Origin of the sequence: Paenibacillus sp. FSL F4-0122 (assembly GCF_038002845.1) — a bacterium.
Lineage (GTDB): Bacteria > Bacillota > Bacilli > Paenibacillales > Paenibacillaceae > Paenibacillus_AQ > Paenibacillus_AQ odorifer.
In genome coordinates this window covers 4,242,015-4,259,564 of sequence record NZ_JBBODI010000001.1, presented here as the reverse complement: position 1 = coordinate 4,259,564, position 17,550 = coordinate 4,242,015, and the positions used below count along the sequence as shown (strand labels likewise).

General features: G+C 45.6%; 12 protein-coding genes. 1 reads left to right on the top strand and 11 read right to left on the bottom strand.

Annotated features, from left to right (window positions below):
* Positions 1 to 2 precede the first annotated feature (2 nt).
* The 8 genes from MHH49_RS18380 to MHH49_RS18345 all read right to left on the bottom strand — a co-directional run bounded on the left by MHH49_RS18380 (position 3) and on the right by MHH49_RS18345 (position 12,140).
* The gene (locus MHH49_RS18380; RefSeq protein WP_178420309.1) at positions 3 to 164 is read right to left on the bottom strand and encodes a hypothetical protein; all 162 of its coding nucleotides are present in this window, start codon (positions 162 to 164) and stop codon (positions 3 to 5) included.
* Between the two features lie 13 nt (positions 165 to 177).
* On the bottom strand, positions 178 to 444 hold the full coding sequence (locus MHH49_RS18375) for a hypothetical protein (protein WP_076099831.1): 267 nt from the start codon (positions 442 to 444) through the stop codon (positions 178 to 180).
* 65 nt (positions 445 to 509) lie between these two features.
* The gene (locus MHH49_RS18370; protein WP_076099832.1) at positions 510 to 1,643 is read right to left on the bottom strand and encodes an SGNH/GDSL hydrolase family protein; all 1,134 of its coding nucleotides are present in this window, start codon (positions 1,641 to 1,643) and stop codon (positions 510 to 512) included.
* Between the two features lie 96 nt (positions 1,644 to 1,739).
* Complete coding sequence (locus tag MHH49_RS18365; protein WP_076099855.1) at positions 1,740 to 3,365, bottom strand: extracellular solute-binding protein; 1,626 nt, start codon at positions 3,363 to 3,365, stop codon at positions 1,740 to 1,742.
* Between the two features lie 137 nt (positions 3,366 to 3,502).
* A complete protein-coding gene (locus tag MHH49_RS18360) occupies positions 3,503 to 4,405 on the bottom strand; it encodes a carbohydrate ABC transporter permease (protein ID WP_036683268.1) in 903 nt (300 codons plus the stop codon).
* Between the two features lie 15 nt (positions 4,406 to 4,420).
* Positions 4,421 to 5,275, bottom strand: a complete 855-nt coding sequence (locus MHH49_RS18355) for an ABC transporter permease (RefSeq protein ID WP_038574727.1) — start codon at positions 5,273 to 5,275, stop codon at positions 4,421 to 4,423.
* A gap of 350 nt (positions 5,276 to 5,625) precedes the next feature.
* On the bottom strand, positions 5,626 to 7,836 hold the full coding sequence (locus MHH49_RS18350) for a helix-turn-helix domain-containing protein (RefSeq protein WP_341138380.1): 2,211 nt from the start codon (positions 7,834 to 7,836) through the stop codon (positions 5,626 to 5,628).
* Positions 7,837 to 8,201: 365 nt separating this feature from the next.
* Positions 8,202 to 12,140, bottom strand: a complete 3,939-nt coding sequence (locus tag MHH49_RS18345) for a X2-like carbohydrate binding domain-containing protein (RefSeq protein ID WP_256717870.1) — start codon at positions 12,138 to 12,140, stop codon at positions 8,202 to 8,204.
* A gap of 363 nt (positions 12,141 to 12,503) precedes the next feature.
* On the opposite strand from MHH49_RS18345, the gene MHH49_RS18340 reads away from it, so the two are divergent.
* A complete protein-coding gene (locus MHH49_RS18340; protein ID WP_141118619.1) occupies positions 12,504 to 13,346 on the top strand; it encodes a DNA-binding protein in 843 nt (280 codons plus the stop codon).
* 77 nt (positions 13,347 to 13,423) lie between these two features.
* On the opposite strand, the gene MHH49_RS18335 is transcribed toward MHH49_RS18340, so the two are convergent.
* The 3 genes from MHH49_RS18335 to uxuA all read right to left on the bottom strand — a co-directional run bounded on the left by MHH49_RS18335 (position 13,424) and on the right by uxuA (position 17,473).
* The gene (locus MHH49_RS18335) at positions 13,424 to 14,425 is read right to left on the bottom strand and encodes a hypothetical protein (RefSeq protein ID WP_341138379.1); all 1,002 of its coding nucleotides are present in this window, start codon (positions 14,423 to 14,425) and stop codon (positions 13,424 to 13,426) included.
* A gap of 360 nt (positions 14,426 to 14,785) precedes the next feature.
* A complete protein-coding gene (locus MHH49_RS18330) occupies positions 14,786 to 16,396 on the bottom strand; it encodes a mannitol dehydrogenase family protein (RefSeq protein ID WP_076099839.1) in 1,611 nt (536 codons plus the stop codon).
* Positions 16,397 to 17,473, bottom strand: coding sequence for a mannonate dehydratase (gene uxuA, locus MHH49_RS18325; RefSeq protein WP_038572722.1), 1,077 nt, complete (start codon positions 17,471 to 17,473; stop codon positions 16,397 to 16,399).
* Positions 17,474 to 17,550: the final 77 nt, after the last annotated feature.

The window sequence follows — 17,550 nt, the reverse complement described above, 5'->3', positions numbered from 1 at the left end:
CCTCACCATCTGTCATTTAATAAATTATCAGCAATTTCAACCTCATTGCAGGCATTTAATTCAATCGCATCATCAAGATTCGAAAGACTCGCCTCACCACTGCCTGCCGGAATTCCATTGCACTTAAAGACCAGTCCGCAGGTGCTCTTGGTACTAAGGGCCAACGCATCAATACTCTCAAACTTGGATTAGTGACATCCCGGTTCTCTTCCTCGCTGGCAGTATTCGAGATAAAATAAGGTTTCCGGATGGCCTCGTCCGGATAGAAATGATAGCAGCCCTTCGGCAATCCAGTAGTCCCGGGCCGGGAATTTCAGCGACAATCTGAATAGCCCGAACCATGGCTGGCTGCGCGTCTAAACCAGAATCCGGCAGTACTCCATAATCCGTCAGGCGGATTACACTAGGAGTAATTAAGGCATTATTCTCGGCAGAAGTGATCATCGGCACCGCCTTTCTTTTTTGTAAACGCTTAATATTTGGCAGTATAATATCTCCGCTTAAAATAATCAATTGTGCAGCAGTTTCAGAATACGCAGGCTGGTACCTTTACTCTGTTCGTCCTTCAGCCCCGTAATGCGTACTGTAACCCGCAGTTCTTGACGTTGTTCCTGGATCGGAAACATGGCGATAATAGGCCGAAAGGCAAGCGGACACCATTCATCGAATAAGTTCACAGCTTTATAAGAACTGCCATTAAGCGAATATTCAAAAATCCCGCTGTCCGGTCCGTAGAGCAGCATCAAGCCTGCGCTTTGCCCGGTTACGGTAAAAGAAAACATAGCCTCCTTGCTATGGGTATACAGATGCTCTGTTCCAAAACGCCAGTTCATCAGCGGATCTCCTGCAGACAGTTCGCGAAGTTCGTAACCGTTCACATGATCAGCCGCGCGGAAATCAAGCAAACTGCCATATTCATAATTTTGCACCGCCAAGGGTGGAATATCTAAAGAGCTTTCGCTGCTCAAATTCGTCTTGCCAGGAACAAGCGCTGTCTCCAGATACTCTCGCAAAAAAGAAGCATACAGCGCATGACCGTCATCATTGGGATGATATCCATCCGGTGCCAGCTTAGTCCACTCCATTTGTCCCGCCTCTAGCTGCGCATAGACTCTAGCTGCAAAATTAACAGAGGGAAGCTTATAATGCTCAGCTACTTCTTCATGGACAGCGATATTAAAGGGATTGCTCCCGGAGAGATTCTTCTCTGCTGCCGTATACAAAAAGCAAATATCAGTGCCCGGTGACAACCGTCTGCATTGGCGGACAATGCCCTCCATCCCTCTAATGGATTCTTCCCGGTCACTGCCGTCATTGACGCTAAATTCAACGAATAACAAATCAATTGTGCCCTGCTGCAGGACATGCTCCTGTAATCGATGAGCACCTAAAGTTGAGTTCGTTCCCCCCACTCCTGCGTTGATGAAGCGGAACTCCTGATCCGCAAACCGTTCCTGAAGATACTTACCGGTGAGCGCTCTCCAGCTATATGTGTCTGCTTCGGATGCACCTGCCCCCTCCGTAATTGAGCCGCCTAAAAAGGCAACGGTCACAGTCCCTTTTTCCGTAAGCCTGCCGCTAATTTGAGGTAGTCCACGGCGCGGAACTACAAATGAATGATTGCAATGTTTCTCGTCTGTCATAACTCAACCTCCATCCATAAAAAACCATATTTCTCCTTGAAATCAAGAAATCAGGTGCGGGGTCTATCATACAGCACCTGATTCTGATTTCAATATTTATTTTTTTGAAGTATCATAAGCCTTTTGTAAAATTTCGAGATAACGGTCAAGCTTCAAGTTCTGCAATCCCTTTACATAAGCGTCCCAGTCCTTGTTCAGATCCTTGTTGCCTGTGATGAATTGCAGCTCATTTTGTTCGATGTAATTTTTCAAATTTGTCTGCAGCAAGCTGGCTTCATCAATCTCACTTGGATCAATCCAGATCGACCAGATAGGGAACAACTCTTTAGGCTCATGACCTTCGTATAGCAGAGTCGCATCATACAATCTACGTTCGTAACCATCAGAAGCAAAGATGTCGGTACCTTGAACGTAAGTATCACGGTATTCTTTAGGCTCATAGAAGTGAGCCATACCACTCCAGCCCGCATTACGTGGTGCTGCGCCTTCTTCACCTGGAATTAATTTGATCATCGGTTTAACATCTTTACCCAACGCCACATCGCCTTCAACCGGATCGGTCCAATCGGTTCCCTTCAGGCCAGCTGCGCCATTCGTTTGGCCTTCTGGTGTGAACATATAATCCACCATCTTGATCAGTGTAATTTGCGCTTCTTCACTTGCTTTGTTTGTGATCACGAATTTTGCACCCGGGACTACGCCGCCTCCATCATGAGTCGCATAAGAAATTCCTGAAGGTCCCGAAATCGGAGGAAGCGGGTTGTAATGTGTTGAGCGGGTATTCCCCGGGTCGATGTTTACGAAGATCGCTGGGTGCATACCCGCACCGGCACCTAGAATTTCTGCATCAGCATTTTCACCGATTTTCTTAAAAGCTTCCGCGTTTTGTGTAAAGGCACCCGGATCAATCAAACCTTCGTCAAACAGAGATTTAATATAGGTCAATCCTTCTTTCCACTCCGGGGTAATGGCAGCAGATTGGACCTTTCCATCCTTCATGTTCAGGTAATTGCGATCATCATCATAAACAAATGCGTTCATCAAGAAAGGAACGATGCGTACGCCGAACTCCTCGATGGAACCGCTTAGCGGCACTTCATCCGCTTTGCCATTGCCGTTCGGGTCTTGCGTTTTAAAGGCTTTCAATACATTTTTGAATTCCTCAGTGGTCTTCGGCATCTCCAAGTTAAGCTTTTTCATCCACTCAGTATTCAGCCACATTTTGCTAGGATAGGAACAGTGGAAACATTCTGTATAAGCTACAAGTCCGTAAATGTTGCCATCAGGTGCAGTATTAAACGTTCTTAGGTCAGAGTTCTTTTCCATGGCTGCTTTAATATTAGGAGCATATTTATCAATCAGATCATTTAGCGGAATGAGTACACCTTGCTTGCCGTATTTCAGTAGATCGGCCTGTGAGAATTGATCAATATAGTGAGTAAGCAGGTAGGCATCTGGATAGTCGCCACTCGCCAGTGAGATCTGGCGTTTTTCCTGAGCACCATCCGATGGATTGATCTGCCAGTTGAATTTGAAATTAAATTTCTCTTCTACATGTTTTGTGAATTTATTGGTCGAAAGGTCGATGCCGGATTCCTGAACTGAGAACACGCTGATCTCAACCGGCTTGCCAGACGACCCCGAACCAGAGCCCTGCTGCGTGCTGGATGCGTTACCTGTATTTTTATTTGCACATCCGCTAATTACAACCGTAAATGCCATGACCAGAATTAGTAAAGTTATCAAGCTTTGCTTCTTCAAATATTATCACTCCCTTTTGTAATTTAGCAGGTGATACGATGATACCTTAAGTGTGTACTCCGGGCATACCTCCTTTCCAAAAAAAGAGATTCCTAAGATCAACCCTTGACGGAACCAACAAGCATCCCCTGTACAAAATAACGCTGTACGAAAGGATAGATAACAAGTACCGGCAAGGTGGCAATCACAATTAAGGAATACTTCAGCAGCTCGGAAAGCTGTTGTTTCTCGACCAGTTTCCCCACGTCCATAGCCCCACCAGCGCTGTTGTTCTGAATGATGATGCTTCGCAAGACAAGCTGTAAGGGGAACAAATCTGCTGATTTCAGATAAATCAACGCATCGAAATAGGCATTCCATTGACCTACCGCGTACATAAGCACCAACACTGCGAGAATCGGCTTGGATAACGGGAGCACCACGCTCCAGATGAATCTCATATCACTACAGCCGTCGATTTCACTAGCTTCCAAAAGCTCCTCCGGAATCGAGGATTGAAAGAAGGAGCGGGCAATAATGACCTGCCAGACCCAAATGGCGTTCGGAATCAGCAGCGCCCACCGAGTGTCGATCAGATGCATCTCCTTCACTACCAAATAGGTGGGAATTAGCCCCCCACTGAAGATCATGGTGAAGGTAATGATCATCATCAGTGTATTTCGTCCGAAAAAACCTTTTCGAGACAGTGGATAAGCAATCATAACCGTTAAAGTTATACTAATCAGCGTTCCCGCTGCGGTGTAGAAAATTGAGTTTCCATAACCGGTGATAATCTCAGGCGTATTCAGCAACACTTTAAAACCTTTGAAGGATATATCTACAGGCCAGAGCCAGACACGACCAGAGGTTACGGCTGCCGGACTACTGATTGAGCTGCTGATGATAAAAATAAGCGGATAAAGTACAGCGATTACCACAAGAGTGAGCACAATATAGATTGTGATCAGGAACGCTTTGTCGCCGACGGATTCTTTAATCTTTTTTTGAACTGCTGCTGCCATAGATGAGCTCCTTTCCTACCAGATGCTGTTCTTCGTGATTCTTTTCGCCAGACCGTTTACTGTAAATAAGAGAACCAGGTTGATGATGGAGTTGAACAGGCCCACCGCAGTTGCAAAGCTGTAATTGGCATTCAACAGACCGACCCGGTAGACATAAGTGGCAATGATCTCAGAATTAACGAGGTTAAGCGGGTTCTGTAGCAGGTAGACTTTTTCAAAGCCGATCGCCATTACATTCCCTACATTCAGAATCAAAATGATAACAATAGTTGGCACAATCCCTGGCAAATCGACGTGACGGATTTTTTGAAACCGCGAGGCTCCATCAACTTTGGCAGCTTCATAAAGTGTTGGATCTATCCCTGCAAGCGCTGCCAAATATACGACTGCACTGTAGCCCGCTGTCTGCCAAATATCAGACCACACATAAATCGAACGGAACATGCCGGGTTCACCTAGGAAGTTAATAGAATCCAGTCCGAAGAAGTTGAGTGCAATGTTGGCAAAACCGAGCCGTGGGGCCAGAAATAGCATAACGATTGACACCATGACAACCGTCGAGATGAAATAAGGAGCAAACGATACAAGCTGAACGAATTTCTTAAACCTTCCTCCCCGTACCTCATTAATCATGAGCGCAAGAATAATCGGGATTGGAAAACCCGCCAGCAACTGATAGCCACTAAGCATAATAGTATTCTTGAGCAGCGTCCAAAACTGCGGATTCTCAAAGAAGAGCTGGAAGTTTTTAAATCCGACCCATGGACTTCCCCATATCCCTTTTATGACGTTATAGTCCTTAAAGGCTAGGACAGTGTTCAGCATCGGATAATACTTGAAGATGATAAAAAACAGCAAAGGCGGAATCACAAGCAGATGTAACTGCCAGTGCTTTTTTATGCTTTTGCGAGCATTTTGTAAGAATGCGGGGCCTTTGCTTTTCGGCAACGACTTGCGATGTAATACTATTTCTTTCTCCAGAACAATTCCCCCTAAGCAGATGTCTGTGATTTTTGATAGCGCTTTCTACGGATTGATCATAGATGACTTTTATCTCCAAAAGAAAGGTACACTTGGGGACTTCAGCGTACAAATCGCCTTATCTGAGGAGCACAAAATAGCAGTAGAACAGCCATTTTTCCGAATTGCAGGGTTGAAATCAGAAAAAAGACTGCATCGTCCAAAGTGGACAGTGCAGCCGTATGTTATGGCATATTTTTTTATTCATCCACAGATTGTCTATAGGTACTCGGGGAGACATCCATCAACCTTTTAAATGCGCGTCTGAAGGAATGTGAACTGTTGTAGCCCACCCGCACGGCAATCTCATCCACCGTTAATCCATTCTCTTTGAGCAGGATAATGGCTTGATCCATTCTGACTTTTATCAAATGGTCGGAGAAGTTGACACCCGTTACCTCTTTAAACAGCTGGGAAATGTATTTTTCCGGCCGCTCCACCTGTTCCGCCACCCGGTAGAGGGTCAGTTCCGTATCCGAATAGTTTTTTGCTGTGTAGTCCTTAATCTGCTTGATGATTTGAATATGAATATCTTTCTTTTTATTCGCAATGAGTCCGCACAGCTCTTCCATAATGTCAAAAAATTCGTTCTGGATCGTCTCAAGCGACTCTGATGAGCCAATGTCTATGACCCGCCGTTTGACACTCTCGATATCTGAATATTCGGTAAATGCCTTTTGATCCAATAGCTTGAGAAAAGTCCCCTTCATTTCCCCGACAAGCTGGTGCTTCATTTCGATGGATAATTCTCGCTGCTCCATATTCTGGGCGATAATCGCACGCACAATCCGTTCGGCTTCTTCTAGCTCTCCGGCTCGAATCGTGCTGATTAACCGTTGCTCCGAATCCAGCGGATAATAATAAGTTGTATTCTCGATCTGAGCTTCGCTACTCCAGATAATTCCTTTCTTATTCATGTAAACTGCATATTCCAGCGCCTGCTTCGCTTGATCATACGAAAGGCTAACCTCCGTTACCTCTGTGAATAGATCCCCGAAGCCCGCCAGAATGGTAATGCGGTACTCATTAAAGACATTTTGAGCGAGCTCCTCCATCGTCTGGGTGATATTCGCTGCTTCCTGTTCCTTGTCAGCTCCTTTTTCCCTAGAAAAGAACAGCGTTACAACTTTATCAGAGCCCATATCCGTCATCAAGACATCCACGCCAAGATCAGCCAAGGTCTGTTTCAGCAGCAGCCGGGAAGCGCTCAACTCGTTCAGAATTTCAACACTGTCCATACCCGCATATCCGTTAATTTGAACAATTCCTACGTAGCCAGTATCCTGATTCATGCTGATATCCGCCTGCTTGGCTGCAGAGATAATTTCATCCCGCGTCTTGAATTCACCGGCAATCAGCCGTTTCAGGAAGGCATCTCGGACCAGAGGAAGCTGGCGGTTAAGCTCGGACTCGAGCAGCTTATTTTTGGTAATCATATCGGCAATATTTCCGCTCAAAAAGTCAAATTCATTCCTCTCCGAGGCTTCTTCTTTACCGAATTGCTCCTTCATGACGCTGAGCATACGATTGATTGGCGCGCTGTTACGGTAAGCTAATATCAGTCCGGCAATCAAACCGATAATTAGAGTGCCTCCTGTAATTTGTATGGAGATTCTTTTGATCTTGTTAGCATTCTCCATCAAAATATCTTGAGGAATCCCGGTCTGATACACCCAGCCATTGGAATCGGAACGGGTAGTAATCACCAGATCATCCTTGTAGAACTGACTGACCTTATTCTTATCAAAAGCTGGATCGTCGAGCATTTTGACCATTTTCTGCTCATCGCTTCCTTGCAAAACAATCGTATTCCCTTTAGCGTCACTAATATGCACCCAGCCCCCGTATCGCTCGGTCAGGCCTGAGAGCAAGCTGGAAATATTTTTTTCATCAATAATCACGACTGCGACAGCCGGCGAGGAATCATTAAAGCTATCCAAGGGGAGTGACTGCATATAGGTAATAACCGAGGTTTGCATCCCCCTGCTGACAAAATCACTAAGTGGCTTGATCTCGCTGCGGTGGGTTGTCTCAAGCACTTCTTTTCTCCAATCCTGTAACGAAAGATCCTTATAGTTGAAATTAGAGTAGTAATGCTCCGGACGATAGGTCGAACCTGGGGTTAGGATAAGATTATAGTTGGCGAGGTAAATATAATAGTTTTGCAAAAAATCATTAGTCTGACCGAAAGTCAAAACATTCCGCATCGTTTTCCAAATCCCATACACATTCGTCTCATTTTCACTTTCATTCATAAGAACATTTAGCTCCTGGTTGACCGCCAATTGCCTGGTAAAGCCTTCAACCTCCGCCATACGGCGCTCCAATATCTCCTGACTTTTCTGAAGCTGAGTGACTCCATTCTCAATCGAGATGGACTGTGTCACGGAGATTGAGGTTAGATAGGACATGTACCCGCCAATGCTGGGTATGACCAAAATGACCACATAAGAGATTAGAAATTTACGAAAGATATTGGAATATTTCAGCGTAGTTAGCCTCCCTCAATATGACATTTCGATAGCGCTATCATTACCATAGATTAAAACATTTTGCTTCATAGTCAAGGGTTCGAACTCTCTTCACCCTCCTGCACCTCTTCAGAAATGGAAAAAAAACAGCGATCTACGCCGTTATCACTGCCTTTTATCGGCAATTCCGATATTTTATCTATAGTGCGTTAGCTGTTTCGATGTGTGACCCTTACATGGCCCTCCTGTCATTTAGAAAAAAGGGGCCAGTAACGGCCCCCTTCATCATTGCTTTGGCTAGACAATCAGTTCTTCTTCTGATCTCTGGCCTCTGATCCAGATGTAAAGACATGATCCGTCGAAGCTTCTTCAATGTCGCCGAAGGCCCAATGTGTTGCCGGAACATCTGCCCACTGTGGATTCGTTACATTGATTAGGGGACCTCTTCCTAAAGCTCTATTCATAGCCACAACAGCTTCGGCACGAGTAAGCTTGGCATTAGGACGGAAAGTCCCGTCATTATAACCAGTGAAAATGCCAGTACCTTGGGCTTGCAAAATCGCCGCCTGTGCCCAATGTCCATTGATGTCAGAGAAACCGGAACCCTTCTGCGTCGAATCCGTTCTAAGCAGGGTCACCAGAGTGGCCATTTCTGCACGCGTCAACGTTTGATTAGGTTTAAAGGTGCCATCGCTGTAACCCTTTATTAGTCCCATCTTCGCTACTTTAGTTATGGCATCAGCACCCCAGTAACCAGAAGGCACATCACTGAACACGACACCTGCTCCAGTAGCCCCCTTCTCAGAAACATTGGCAAGAATCGTTGCCATCTCAGCACGCGTAATTTCGTGCTCCGGCTGGAAGAACCCACCCGGATAACCTTTGATATATGCGGTATGACGGATCGTATTAGACTCGCCATTCCCTGCAGATCCATCCTCGTTTCCAGTTGCCGGAGTTGGCGTCGGAGTCAAGGCAGGTGTGGAAGAAGGCTGAGCTGGAATGTACGAGCCACCCGAATCCGTTGATGTTGGTGTTGATGTTGATGTTGGTGTTGATGTTGGTGTCGGTGTAGAAGTTGATGTTGGTGTCGGACTTGGCGTTGGTGTCGGAGATACAACAGGAATCGTTGAAACTGTGAATTTCAATTGATCCGTCAGCATGAAATCACCAGATTTCTTCACAGCTTTAAGCGTGTGTATCCCGCCTTCCAATCCCGAAATACTATAAATTTCCTGACGGCTCACGCGGCTCTGACTATACGCATTCACGGTTTGGACCCGTTGTCCATCCACATAAATATCCATATCACCTTGCTCTGGACCAATAGGTGTAATCAGGCTGATTCCGGTACCCTTGAAGGTATATTCAAAGGAATCACCGTCCACTGATGTAGAGTGAACATCATTAAGATAATCTCCCCCTACAGTAAACTTAAGGTTCAGCGTGCCCACTGGCTGTGCAGCAAGATAAGATTTATTCAGTGTAACACGGTTACCTGCTACTGAATAATCAGTCCCCAGAACCAAATCATATGATCCGTTAGTAATGCCGGCAAAGCTTTCCGCTTGCTGCAATAATGTCACCTCAATATCTTCCTGAGCGGAAGCAGCTTTATCAAAGCTGGCAGCGATCGGATTAATCATATTCGGAATTTCTACCTTGAGCATATCAAGAAGCATAAATCTGCCTGATTTCTTCACAACCTTGAGCGTGTGCATACCATCCGGTAAGCCAGAAATGCTGTAAAGGTTCTGAAGTGACATTTGTCCATGATGATAGGCACTGACTGTTTCCTTAAATTGATCGTCAACATAAATATCCATATCACCCTGTGACTCATCTACCTCTGTGAACAGCTGAATCCCCGTTCCTCTGAAGGTATATTCAAAAGAATCACCATTCTGCTCCGTATATTGCACATCGTCTTTATAGTCGCCCAATCCTCTGCCACTGCTGCGGTTCCAAGTGCCATTGTACTTAACTGTCGAATCATCGTTATTAATCATCACATAACGAATGCCTGTAGAATCGCTAATTTGTATCGACAGGGTCTGTGGATCACCAGCGTTAAAAATGAAAATCAAGTCGGTTGTGCCTGCCGGCTGCTGCGCAAGGTATTGCTTATGGATGGTCAACTTGTCATTCGTCACCGTAAAATCGTCTTCCGAAAGTGCCTCGCCATTATTTTCAATACTGCTCAGTGTATTACCATTCAAATTCAGGGTGACAGTAACATCCTCTTGTTGTTCTGTTGCTTGGTCGAATCTAGCAGATGTCGGAGTAATGGTACTATTCTGTCCTCCTGCTGGAGTTTCTGTAGTCACCTTAAATGCGTCAAGCAGCATAAAATCACCTGAGCTTTTGGCCACTTTAAGCGTGTGAGAGCCGTTAGCCAGTCCCGAGACACTGTACAGATTTTGCTGTACCTCTCTTGATCCCGTTTTATAAGCACTAACGGTCTGTGCAGCCTCATGGTCCAGCGTAATAATCATATCTCCCTGAGATTCATGCTTTTCGGTCAGCAGGTCAATGCCAGTGCCCGTAAAGGTGTACTCAAAGGAATCACCGTTCTTCTCGGCATAATGCACATCGTCTTTATAATCACCCAATCCTCTAGATGAGCTTACCTGCCATGCGCCATTATATTTAATGCCGCTGTCATTATCATTAATGTATACTACATTAGTGACCGTTGCCTTGTTCGCAGCAGACGAATTCTCAGACGGGTCAGTCCCATAGTTCGTAACATCCGATTGTGAAGCCATCGACGGAGCAGACGAGGAATCCTTGATCGTAATGCTCAAATCTTGCTTTCCTTCTAGCAGCTCTTTGCCACCATTTCGCTTCCAATCCCCGCTGTAGCGCATACCTGTATCATCATCATTGACTGTAGAGGTGCCACCTAATGCTGTAACTTTAAGCATCCTCGACGCATGAGGTTCAAGTATCCCTCCGCTAAATTCCTTCTCAAAGTCTCCCAGCTCAGTGTGACTCCATAAATCGCGAACGGAAGCCGGGCCCTCAAGGCCGAGATCACTCCATTTGACTTTCACCTCCGCACTCCGACTGCCCAAATTGAACAGAGCTACGCTGTAAGTGCCATCTCCATTATTGGCATACCAAACCTGCTGCTGGGTATCCATAGATACCGGATGGCCTGGACGTCCTGCCTGATTTACGGCAATTACCTCATCATTGGTAAGCAGTTCTAGACCATAGCTGTCCAGCCTAGTCATGTCATTACCTGTATACAATGGCACGGAAGAGATTGACCAGAATGTCATCGCGGATTTCCGCTCGTCTTTGGTCAGACCATCCATTGATCCGTTGCCAACGTTCAGAGAATCAAAGTCATTCCAGCCACCAGGACCTGCATCCCTCCACCAAAGTGCTGCTTTGGGGAACAAGCGGGAAATACTCGGCCAGGCTGTCAGCCCACTGCCGTCGTAAGCTTCCACATCCCAGTCAATACGCCAACCGTTGGCATACTTTTTCCAGAAATCCACGTAATTGTGATCGAGCGCCCAGGACAGCTCAAACCAGATGTTATTTCTGTCAAAAGCCTTAGACCATGCCTCTACATCGCCGCGCGCATCACGGCTTAAGTTGTCAATCCCCGAGCCAGGAGTCACGCTGTCAAATTTGACGAAATCAATGCCCCACTCGCCAATCATATCCGCAATGGAATCCACATACTTCTGGGCACATGGATTTGTGAAATCAATTTTATAAGTGTAAGAATTCCAGTAATCCATAATGGTAAGCGGTTTGGCTGTAATGTCCTGTATACGGCATTGGCCACCCGTTCCGTAAATCTCTAGATTCTGATTATAGGCATCGATGGATACCCCCGGAATCATATAGATTCCAATTTTCTGTCCATTATTATGAACATAGTCGATGACCTCTTGAAATCCGTTAGGATATAAGGTCTCACTTGGAATCGGTCTGCCGTATTCATCCATGCTGCCATTCCAGCCCGCATCAATATTGATGTATTCATACCCATGGGCTTGCAACTTCTCATGCATAACATCCGATTGTTTTTTGATGCTTTCGGCCGAGGTCCAGTTACCTGCACCGTCATACACCTGCATGCTGTAACTGCTCCAGCCCATATAGGGCTTTTGCGCCATACTCTTCTCAGCTGCTAGTGCCACATTGCCCTGTGTTCCTGTGAAACCGAACTGCGCTGCTGCAATTATAAATACCAACAGACTCATTCCCAGCTTTTTTCCCATTCGCTTCAAATCATCCTTCCCCCTCATAAAATGTGGTTAAAATTTCTTTGATAGCGCTTTCTTTACGGGATGATCATAAAGGAAGAACGAGTTCCACGATAGGTACATTTCCGCATTTTACGTACAAATAACCCAAAAACAAGGGGACAAATGAACAACAGAACAAACATTATTCCTCCAACAATAGAAACTTAAGGAAGATAATATGGGCTGGATCTATTTTGAAAATATTAATAAAGACCCTTTTGACCTTATGTAACGTGATGGAAATCACATGATTTAATGTAAAATAAATGAATAATTTAGAAATGAAATACAATTATCTAAATCGATGCATGATATGCTCTAGAAAGGGAGATAGGATTGAAGTTGGATTTGGAAGGGTTGAATGTGGATTCCTTGATTCAGATGCTTAAGGCATCATTTTCATTTGAGAATTGGGATGCCATGATTGAAATTGCAGACAAGCTACATGAACAAATTTCCGTCATATATGAAAACAATAGTAACCTCATAAGAGGTCCTAAACTGAAACGGAGTATCCCCTATTATTTTGGATATAGCTCATGCGCAAAAGGTATAGCACTACAAAAATCCGGTAAGTTTGACGAGGCAAAAATATGTATTCAGAAGTATGCTGACCTAGGCTGGATAGTAGGTTTAGATGAAGAGGGTATTAATGAAGTCGAATATTACCGCAATATAGCAAAAGCCAATTCATACGTTATCGATCTGCTGGAAGGCAAAATGGGAGTCCTACATAAATACGTTGAGTTTATTAGAAAAAGTGATGATGAAGAATTATTGCCGGGACTCATTACAATCTTAGAATCTTCGATAATACATGATTATTCCGTTGATTGGATTCTGAAGGAATTCAAAATCAATGTTGATGACATAGGAGAACATGAGACTATTGTGAATATCAGATACCATGAGGATTACATTTATCTGCTGGCGATGTATTACTATAAACAAGAGAATATGTACGATACAATCAACACTATTCTAGAAATCTTGTTATTAAGCATCAAGCTAGACGATGATACCGGCTTCAAAAAATCAGCAGCGCTCTTTGAACTCCTTAGAGACCACGCCGATCAATCACAACTCAAAGTGCATCACAACATCATGAAAACAATAATCGAAAAAGAGTTTACTAGGTCCTTCAGCTCGCGAATCGAGTTCAGCAATTTACACAGTTAACGATCACGGAGGTCGTCGTTGATTGGATTATAAAGTTGGCTATAAAAAAGGAGTGGTTCTCCGGTTAATGGGCGGAATCACTCCTTTAAGGTGTATTGATCCGGACCGGTCCGCTCGATCCTTTGCTTTCTGCGGGATTTATGCCGTTTATTTCGCCACATTCGCTCGATCCGCTGCATTCTGCGGGATTTATCCCGTTCATTTCTCTGTATCCGCCCGATCGACTGCATTCTACGGGATTTATACCGTTCTTTTCGCCACATCCGCTCGATCGACTGCATTCTACGGGATTTATACCGCTCATTTCGCCACATCCGCTCGATCGACTGCATTCTGCGGGATTTATCCCGTTCATTTCCCCGTATTCGCCCGATCCGCTGCATTCTGCGGGATTTATACCGTTCCTTTCCCCGCATCCGCTCCATACGCTGCTTTCTGCGGGATTTATCCCGTTCATTTCGCCACATTCGCTCGATCCGCTGCATTCTGCGGGATTTATACCGTTCTTTTCGCCACATCCGCTCGATCGACTGCATTCTGCGGGATTTATCCCGTTCATTTCCCCGTATTCGCCCGATCCGTTGCATTCTACGGGATTTATACCGCTCATTTCGCCACATTCGCTCGATCAGCCGCATTCTGCGGGATTTATCCCGTTCATTTCCCCGTATTCGCTCGATCCGGTACATTCTGCGGGATTTATACCGTAGATTTCTCCGTATTCGCTCGATCCGATATATTCTGCGGGATTTATACCGCTCATTTCCCCGTATTCGCCCGATCCGGTACATTCTGCGGGATTTATCCCGTAGAATTCTCCGTATATGCTCGATCCGGTACATTCTGCGGGATTTATACCGTAGATTTCTCCGTATTCGCTCGATCCGGTACATTCTGCGGGATTTATACCGTTCTTTTCGCCACATCCGCTCGATCAGCTGCATTCTGCGGGATTTATCCTGTTCATTTCTCCACATCTGCTCCATCCGCTGCATTCTAAAGCAATTATCCCGTAGATTTCTCCGTATTCGCCCGATCAGCTGCATTCTACGGGATTTATCCCGTTCCTTTCGCCACATCCGCTCGATCCGCAACATTTTAGGGCATTAATGCCTCTATTGTCTCCGCAACCACTCCATCCGCCTCATTCTACGGTATAAATCCCGCTTCCTTTTCGCCGCTTCTACTCCAGCCGGCCTTTCTGCCCGCTCCACAACATGGTGTTGAACCCCCTCAAAATTCGTCGCTCAGTTGACGAACACCGGTTATTCGCCATGTTTTTAGTTTAACTTTCGTTCTTCTCATTTTACATAAGATTCTTTTCACACTTTGTTTGGATTTTTTAAAATCATACAAAAAAAGCCCCGATTGATTGCCTAGGGACTTTTTTTGCTTTATTTTACCCTATATTAAATCAAATCTACTTAACTGCCTAGCTTTCACTTCAAATAGTTCTCTAATGTTCTCCGTACCGCTCCTGGGCCTGCCATCATTTCCTGGAACATAACCTCAATCTTATCGCCTAGACCAATTGCGTACAACGGAACCCCAAAAAGTCGCTCATCTTCAAGAATGGGGCGCACACTTGCGGTTTGGTCTCCAAGCGAAACTCCTTGCAGGTAACCTTGCAGTGTTTCTAGTAACGGATCTGAACTCAATGTGAAGACCTCTCCAGCATCATTCACTCCTAGTAAGTAACGACACCACACCGCGATAGCCAGTGGAATCGCTGTTAGCTGCGCTGGATCGAGCTCCTCCCGTCGAATATAGGATTTAATAGTTTCACCGAACCGTATACCCACCTTCTGCGAAGTGTCTGTAGCAATCCGCTGTGGAGTATCGGGGATAAATGGATTGGCAAAACGCTCCTTAAGGACTTCGTCCAGGAACTGCTTTGGACTGAGAATCCCCGGGTCCACTACGACGGGCAGACCTTCTTTGTAACCGATTATCTCCACAAACCTCCGCAAAGTATCGTCCTTCATCTCATCCGCGATCAAGGTGTAGCCAAGCAGACAACCGGAAACAGCAAGCGCCGTATGCAGCGGATTAAGGCAGGTCGTTACTTTCATCGTCTCCACCTTGTTGACTGTCTCCCGGTCCGTAAAAATAATTCCGGCTTCCTCTAGTGGTGGACGTCCGTTCGTAAAGTTGTCCTCCACTACAAGGTATTCGCTAATCTCGGCATTTACGAAAGGAGCGGTATATGTGTTTTTGGAGGTAATGATTACATCCATATCGCCAATTCCCTGTTCCAGAAGCGCGGCCTGTACACTCTCCGAAGGACGTGGTGTGATTTTATCGATCATGGACAATGGAAAGGTTATTAATCGTTCATCTTCCAGATAGCGCACAAAGTCTTCCACAACAAGTCCTCTTTGGGCCCATTCCTTAGCGATGGACACAACACCGTTCTTCAACTTGTCGCCATTGTGTGAGCAGTTGTCCATGCTGACAAAGGTCATCGGATATTGGCCTTTCAGATATCTTCGATAAGCAAGCGAAGCTACAATGCTCATGACATGAACAGGATGCTCCGGTCCGCTCTCGATATCCTTTTTCACAATGCCAAGATATTTATCATGCGGATCCGTCAACGAGTATCCCTTCTCCGTGATGGTGAAGCTGGCCATTTGCAGGCTCGGATTCTCGAACACCTCGATCAATCGGCGGTACTCCGCTTCACGGTTTTTGTCCGCTGCGATTCCCTCCACAATACTGCTGACTACTCTTTTCTGAAAATCACCACGAGCATTCATCAGCACTAAAAGGGTCAGATTGTCGTAGGGCTTGTAGACTTTATCAATCATTTCGAAATCAAAGGTCTCCACCGCAATAATACCTGTATCCGACTTCCTGCTATCCAGCAGCTTCTGATGAGCATTTGCCACGAATCCCCTGAAAATATTACCTGCACCGAAATGAATCCATTCCGGTTTAAGCTGTGTATTGTTTGCTACCTGCTCATAGTCGAACTGTGGAAGCTCCACTCCAGCAGCTTTCCAAGCTGCTTTTTCCCCTTGGATACTGCTTCTGGTCAGATGCAGCATTTATTTTGCCTCCTTGACGTTGTCCAAGCTATCCCAGACACCAAGCAAATACATGATGCCCATAGCTCTATCATACAAACCATAACCCGGGCGGCAGTTCTTCTCTTCCCCCCACAGATGACGCCCGTGATCCGGACGTACATAACCAATGTATCCGTTCTCATGATAGGCTTTGACCACCTCGGCCACATCAACGCTTCCGTCACGCCCACGGTGCGACACCTCAATGAAATCACCGTTCTCAAATACCTTCACATTGCGGATATGTGCAAAATGAATACGGTCATGGAACTCGCGGATCATCGCTGGCAGATCGTTATCCGGATTCGTGCCGAGTGACCCTGTGCAGAACGTCAAACCGTTGTACGGGCTGTCCACCAAATCCAGAAAGCGGCGGATCATATCCCGATTGCGGATAATACGCGGCAGTCCAAAGATCGGCCAAGCCGGATCATCCGGATGAATAGCCATCTTGATGTCCACTTCCTCGCATACTGGAATAATGCGTTCCAGGAAATACTGGAGGTTGTCGAACAGTTTATCTTCCGTCACATCCGCATAAGCCGCAAACAGCTCATCTAGCTTCGCCAGCCGCTCCGGCTCCCAGCCCGGCATCGTGAACTGTCCAGCTCCCTTCAAAATCCGGTCCACCATCTCACGCGGATTATCGGTAATGGCAGCCTTTTCATAAAAGAGGGCATTCGAGCCATCAGGCAACTCTTTATACAGCTCTGTGCGGGTCCAATCGAAAACAGGCATAAAATTATAGCAGATCACCTTAACGCCAACCTTGGCGAGTTTACGAATGGTGTCGATATAAATATCGATATATTTATCACGGGTCGGCAAGCCGATTTTGATATCATCATGAACGTTGACGCTTTCTACTACAGCCGTGCTGAAACCCTTACTGGTGATTTGATCCGCCACTTCTTGGATCCGTTCCATTTCCCACACTTCTCCAGCTACTTTCTCGTGCAAAGACCAGACAATCCCCATTACACCCGGAATCTGCCGAATATGATCCAGCGTGATATTGTCATTGCCCTCGCCGTACCATCTCCACGTCATGTTCATTGATAAACCCTCCTGTGAATTCGTTTTCATCTATCTTGTATACAAGATTTACTTGATCATAGAATAAGAACAATTCT

Excerpts from the sequence above, each read along its gene's own strand:
- MHH49_RS18350 (WP_341138380.1), bottom strand. The coding sequence starts at position 7,836 with ATGTCCTATCTAACCTCAATCTCCGTGACACAGTCCATCTCGATTGAG.
- MHH49_RS18375 (WP_076099831.1), bottom strand. The coding sequence starts at position 444 with ATGATCACTTCTGCCGAGAATAATGCCTTAATTACTCCTAGTGTAATC.
- MHH49_RS18360 (WP_036683268.1), bottom strand. The coding sequence starts at position 4,405 with ATGGCAGCAGCAGTTCAAAAAAAGATTAAAGAATCCGTCGGCGACAAA.
- uxuA (WP_038572722.1), bottom strand. The coding sequence starts at position 17,473 with ATGAACATGACGTGGAGATGGTACGGCGAGGGCAATGACAATATCACG.
- MHH49_RS18370 (WP_076099832.1), bottom strand. The coding sequence starts at position 1,643 with ATGACAGACGAGAAACATTGCAATCATTCATTTGTAGTTCCGCGCCGT.
- MHH49_RS18345 (WP_256717870.1), bottom strand. The coding sequence starts at position 12,140 with ATGGGAAAAAAGCTGGGAATGAGTCTGTTGGTATTTATAATTGCAGCA.
- MHH49_RS18330 (WP_076099839.1), bottom strand. The coding sequence starts at position 16,396 with ATGCTGCATCTGACCAGAAGCAGTATCCAAGGGGAAAAAGCAGCTTGG.
- MHH49_RS18365 (WP_076099855.1), bottom strand. The coding sequence starts at position 3,365 with ATGGCATTTACGGTTGTAATTAGCGGATGTGCAAATAAAAATACAGGT.
- MHH49_RS18335 (WP_341138379.1), bottom strand. The coding sequence starts at position 14,425 with ATGTGGCGAAAGGAACGGGATAAATCCCGTAGAATGCAGCTGATCGGG.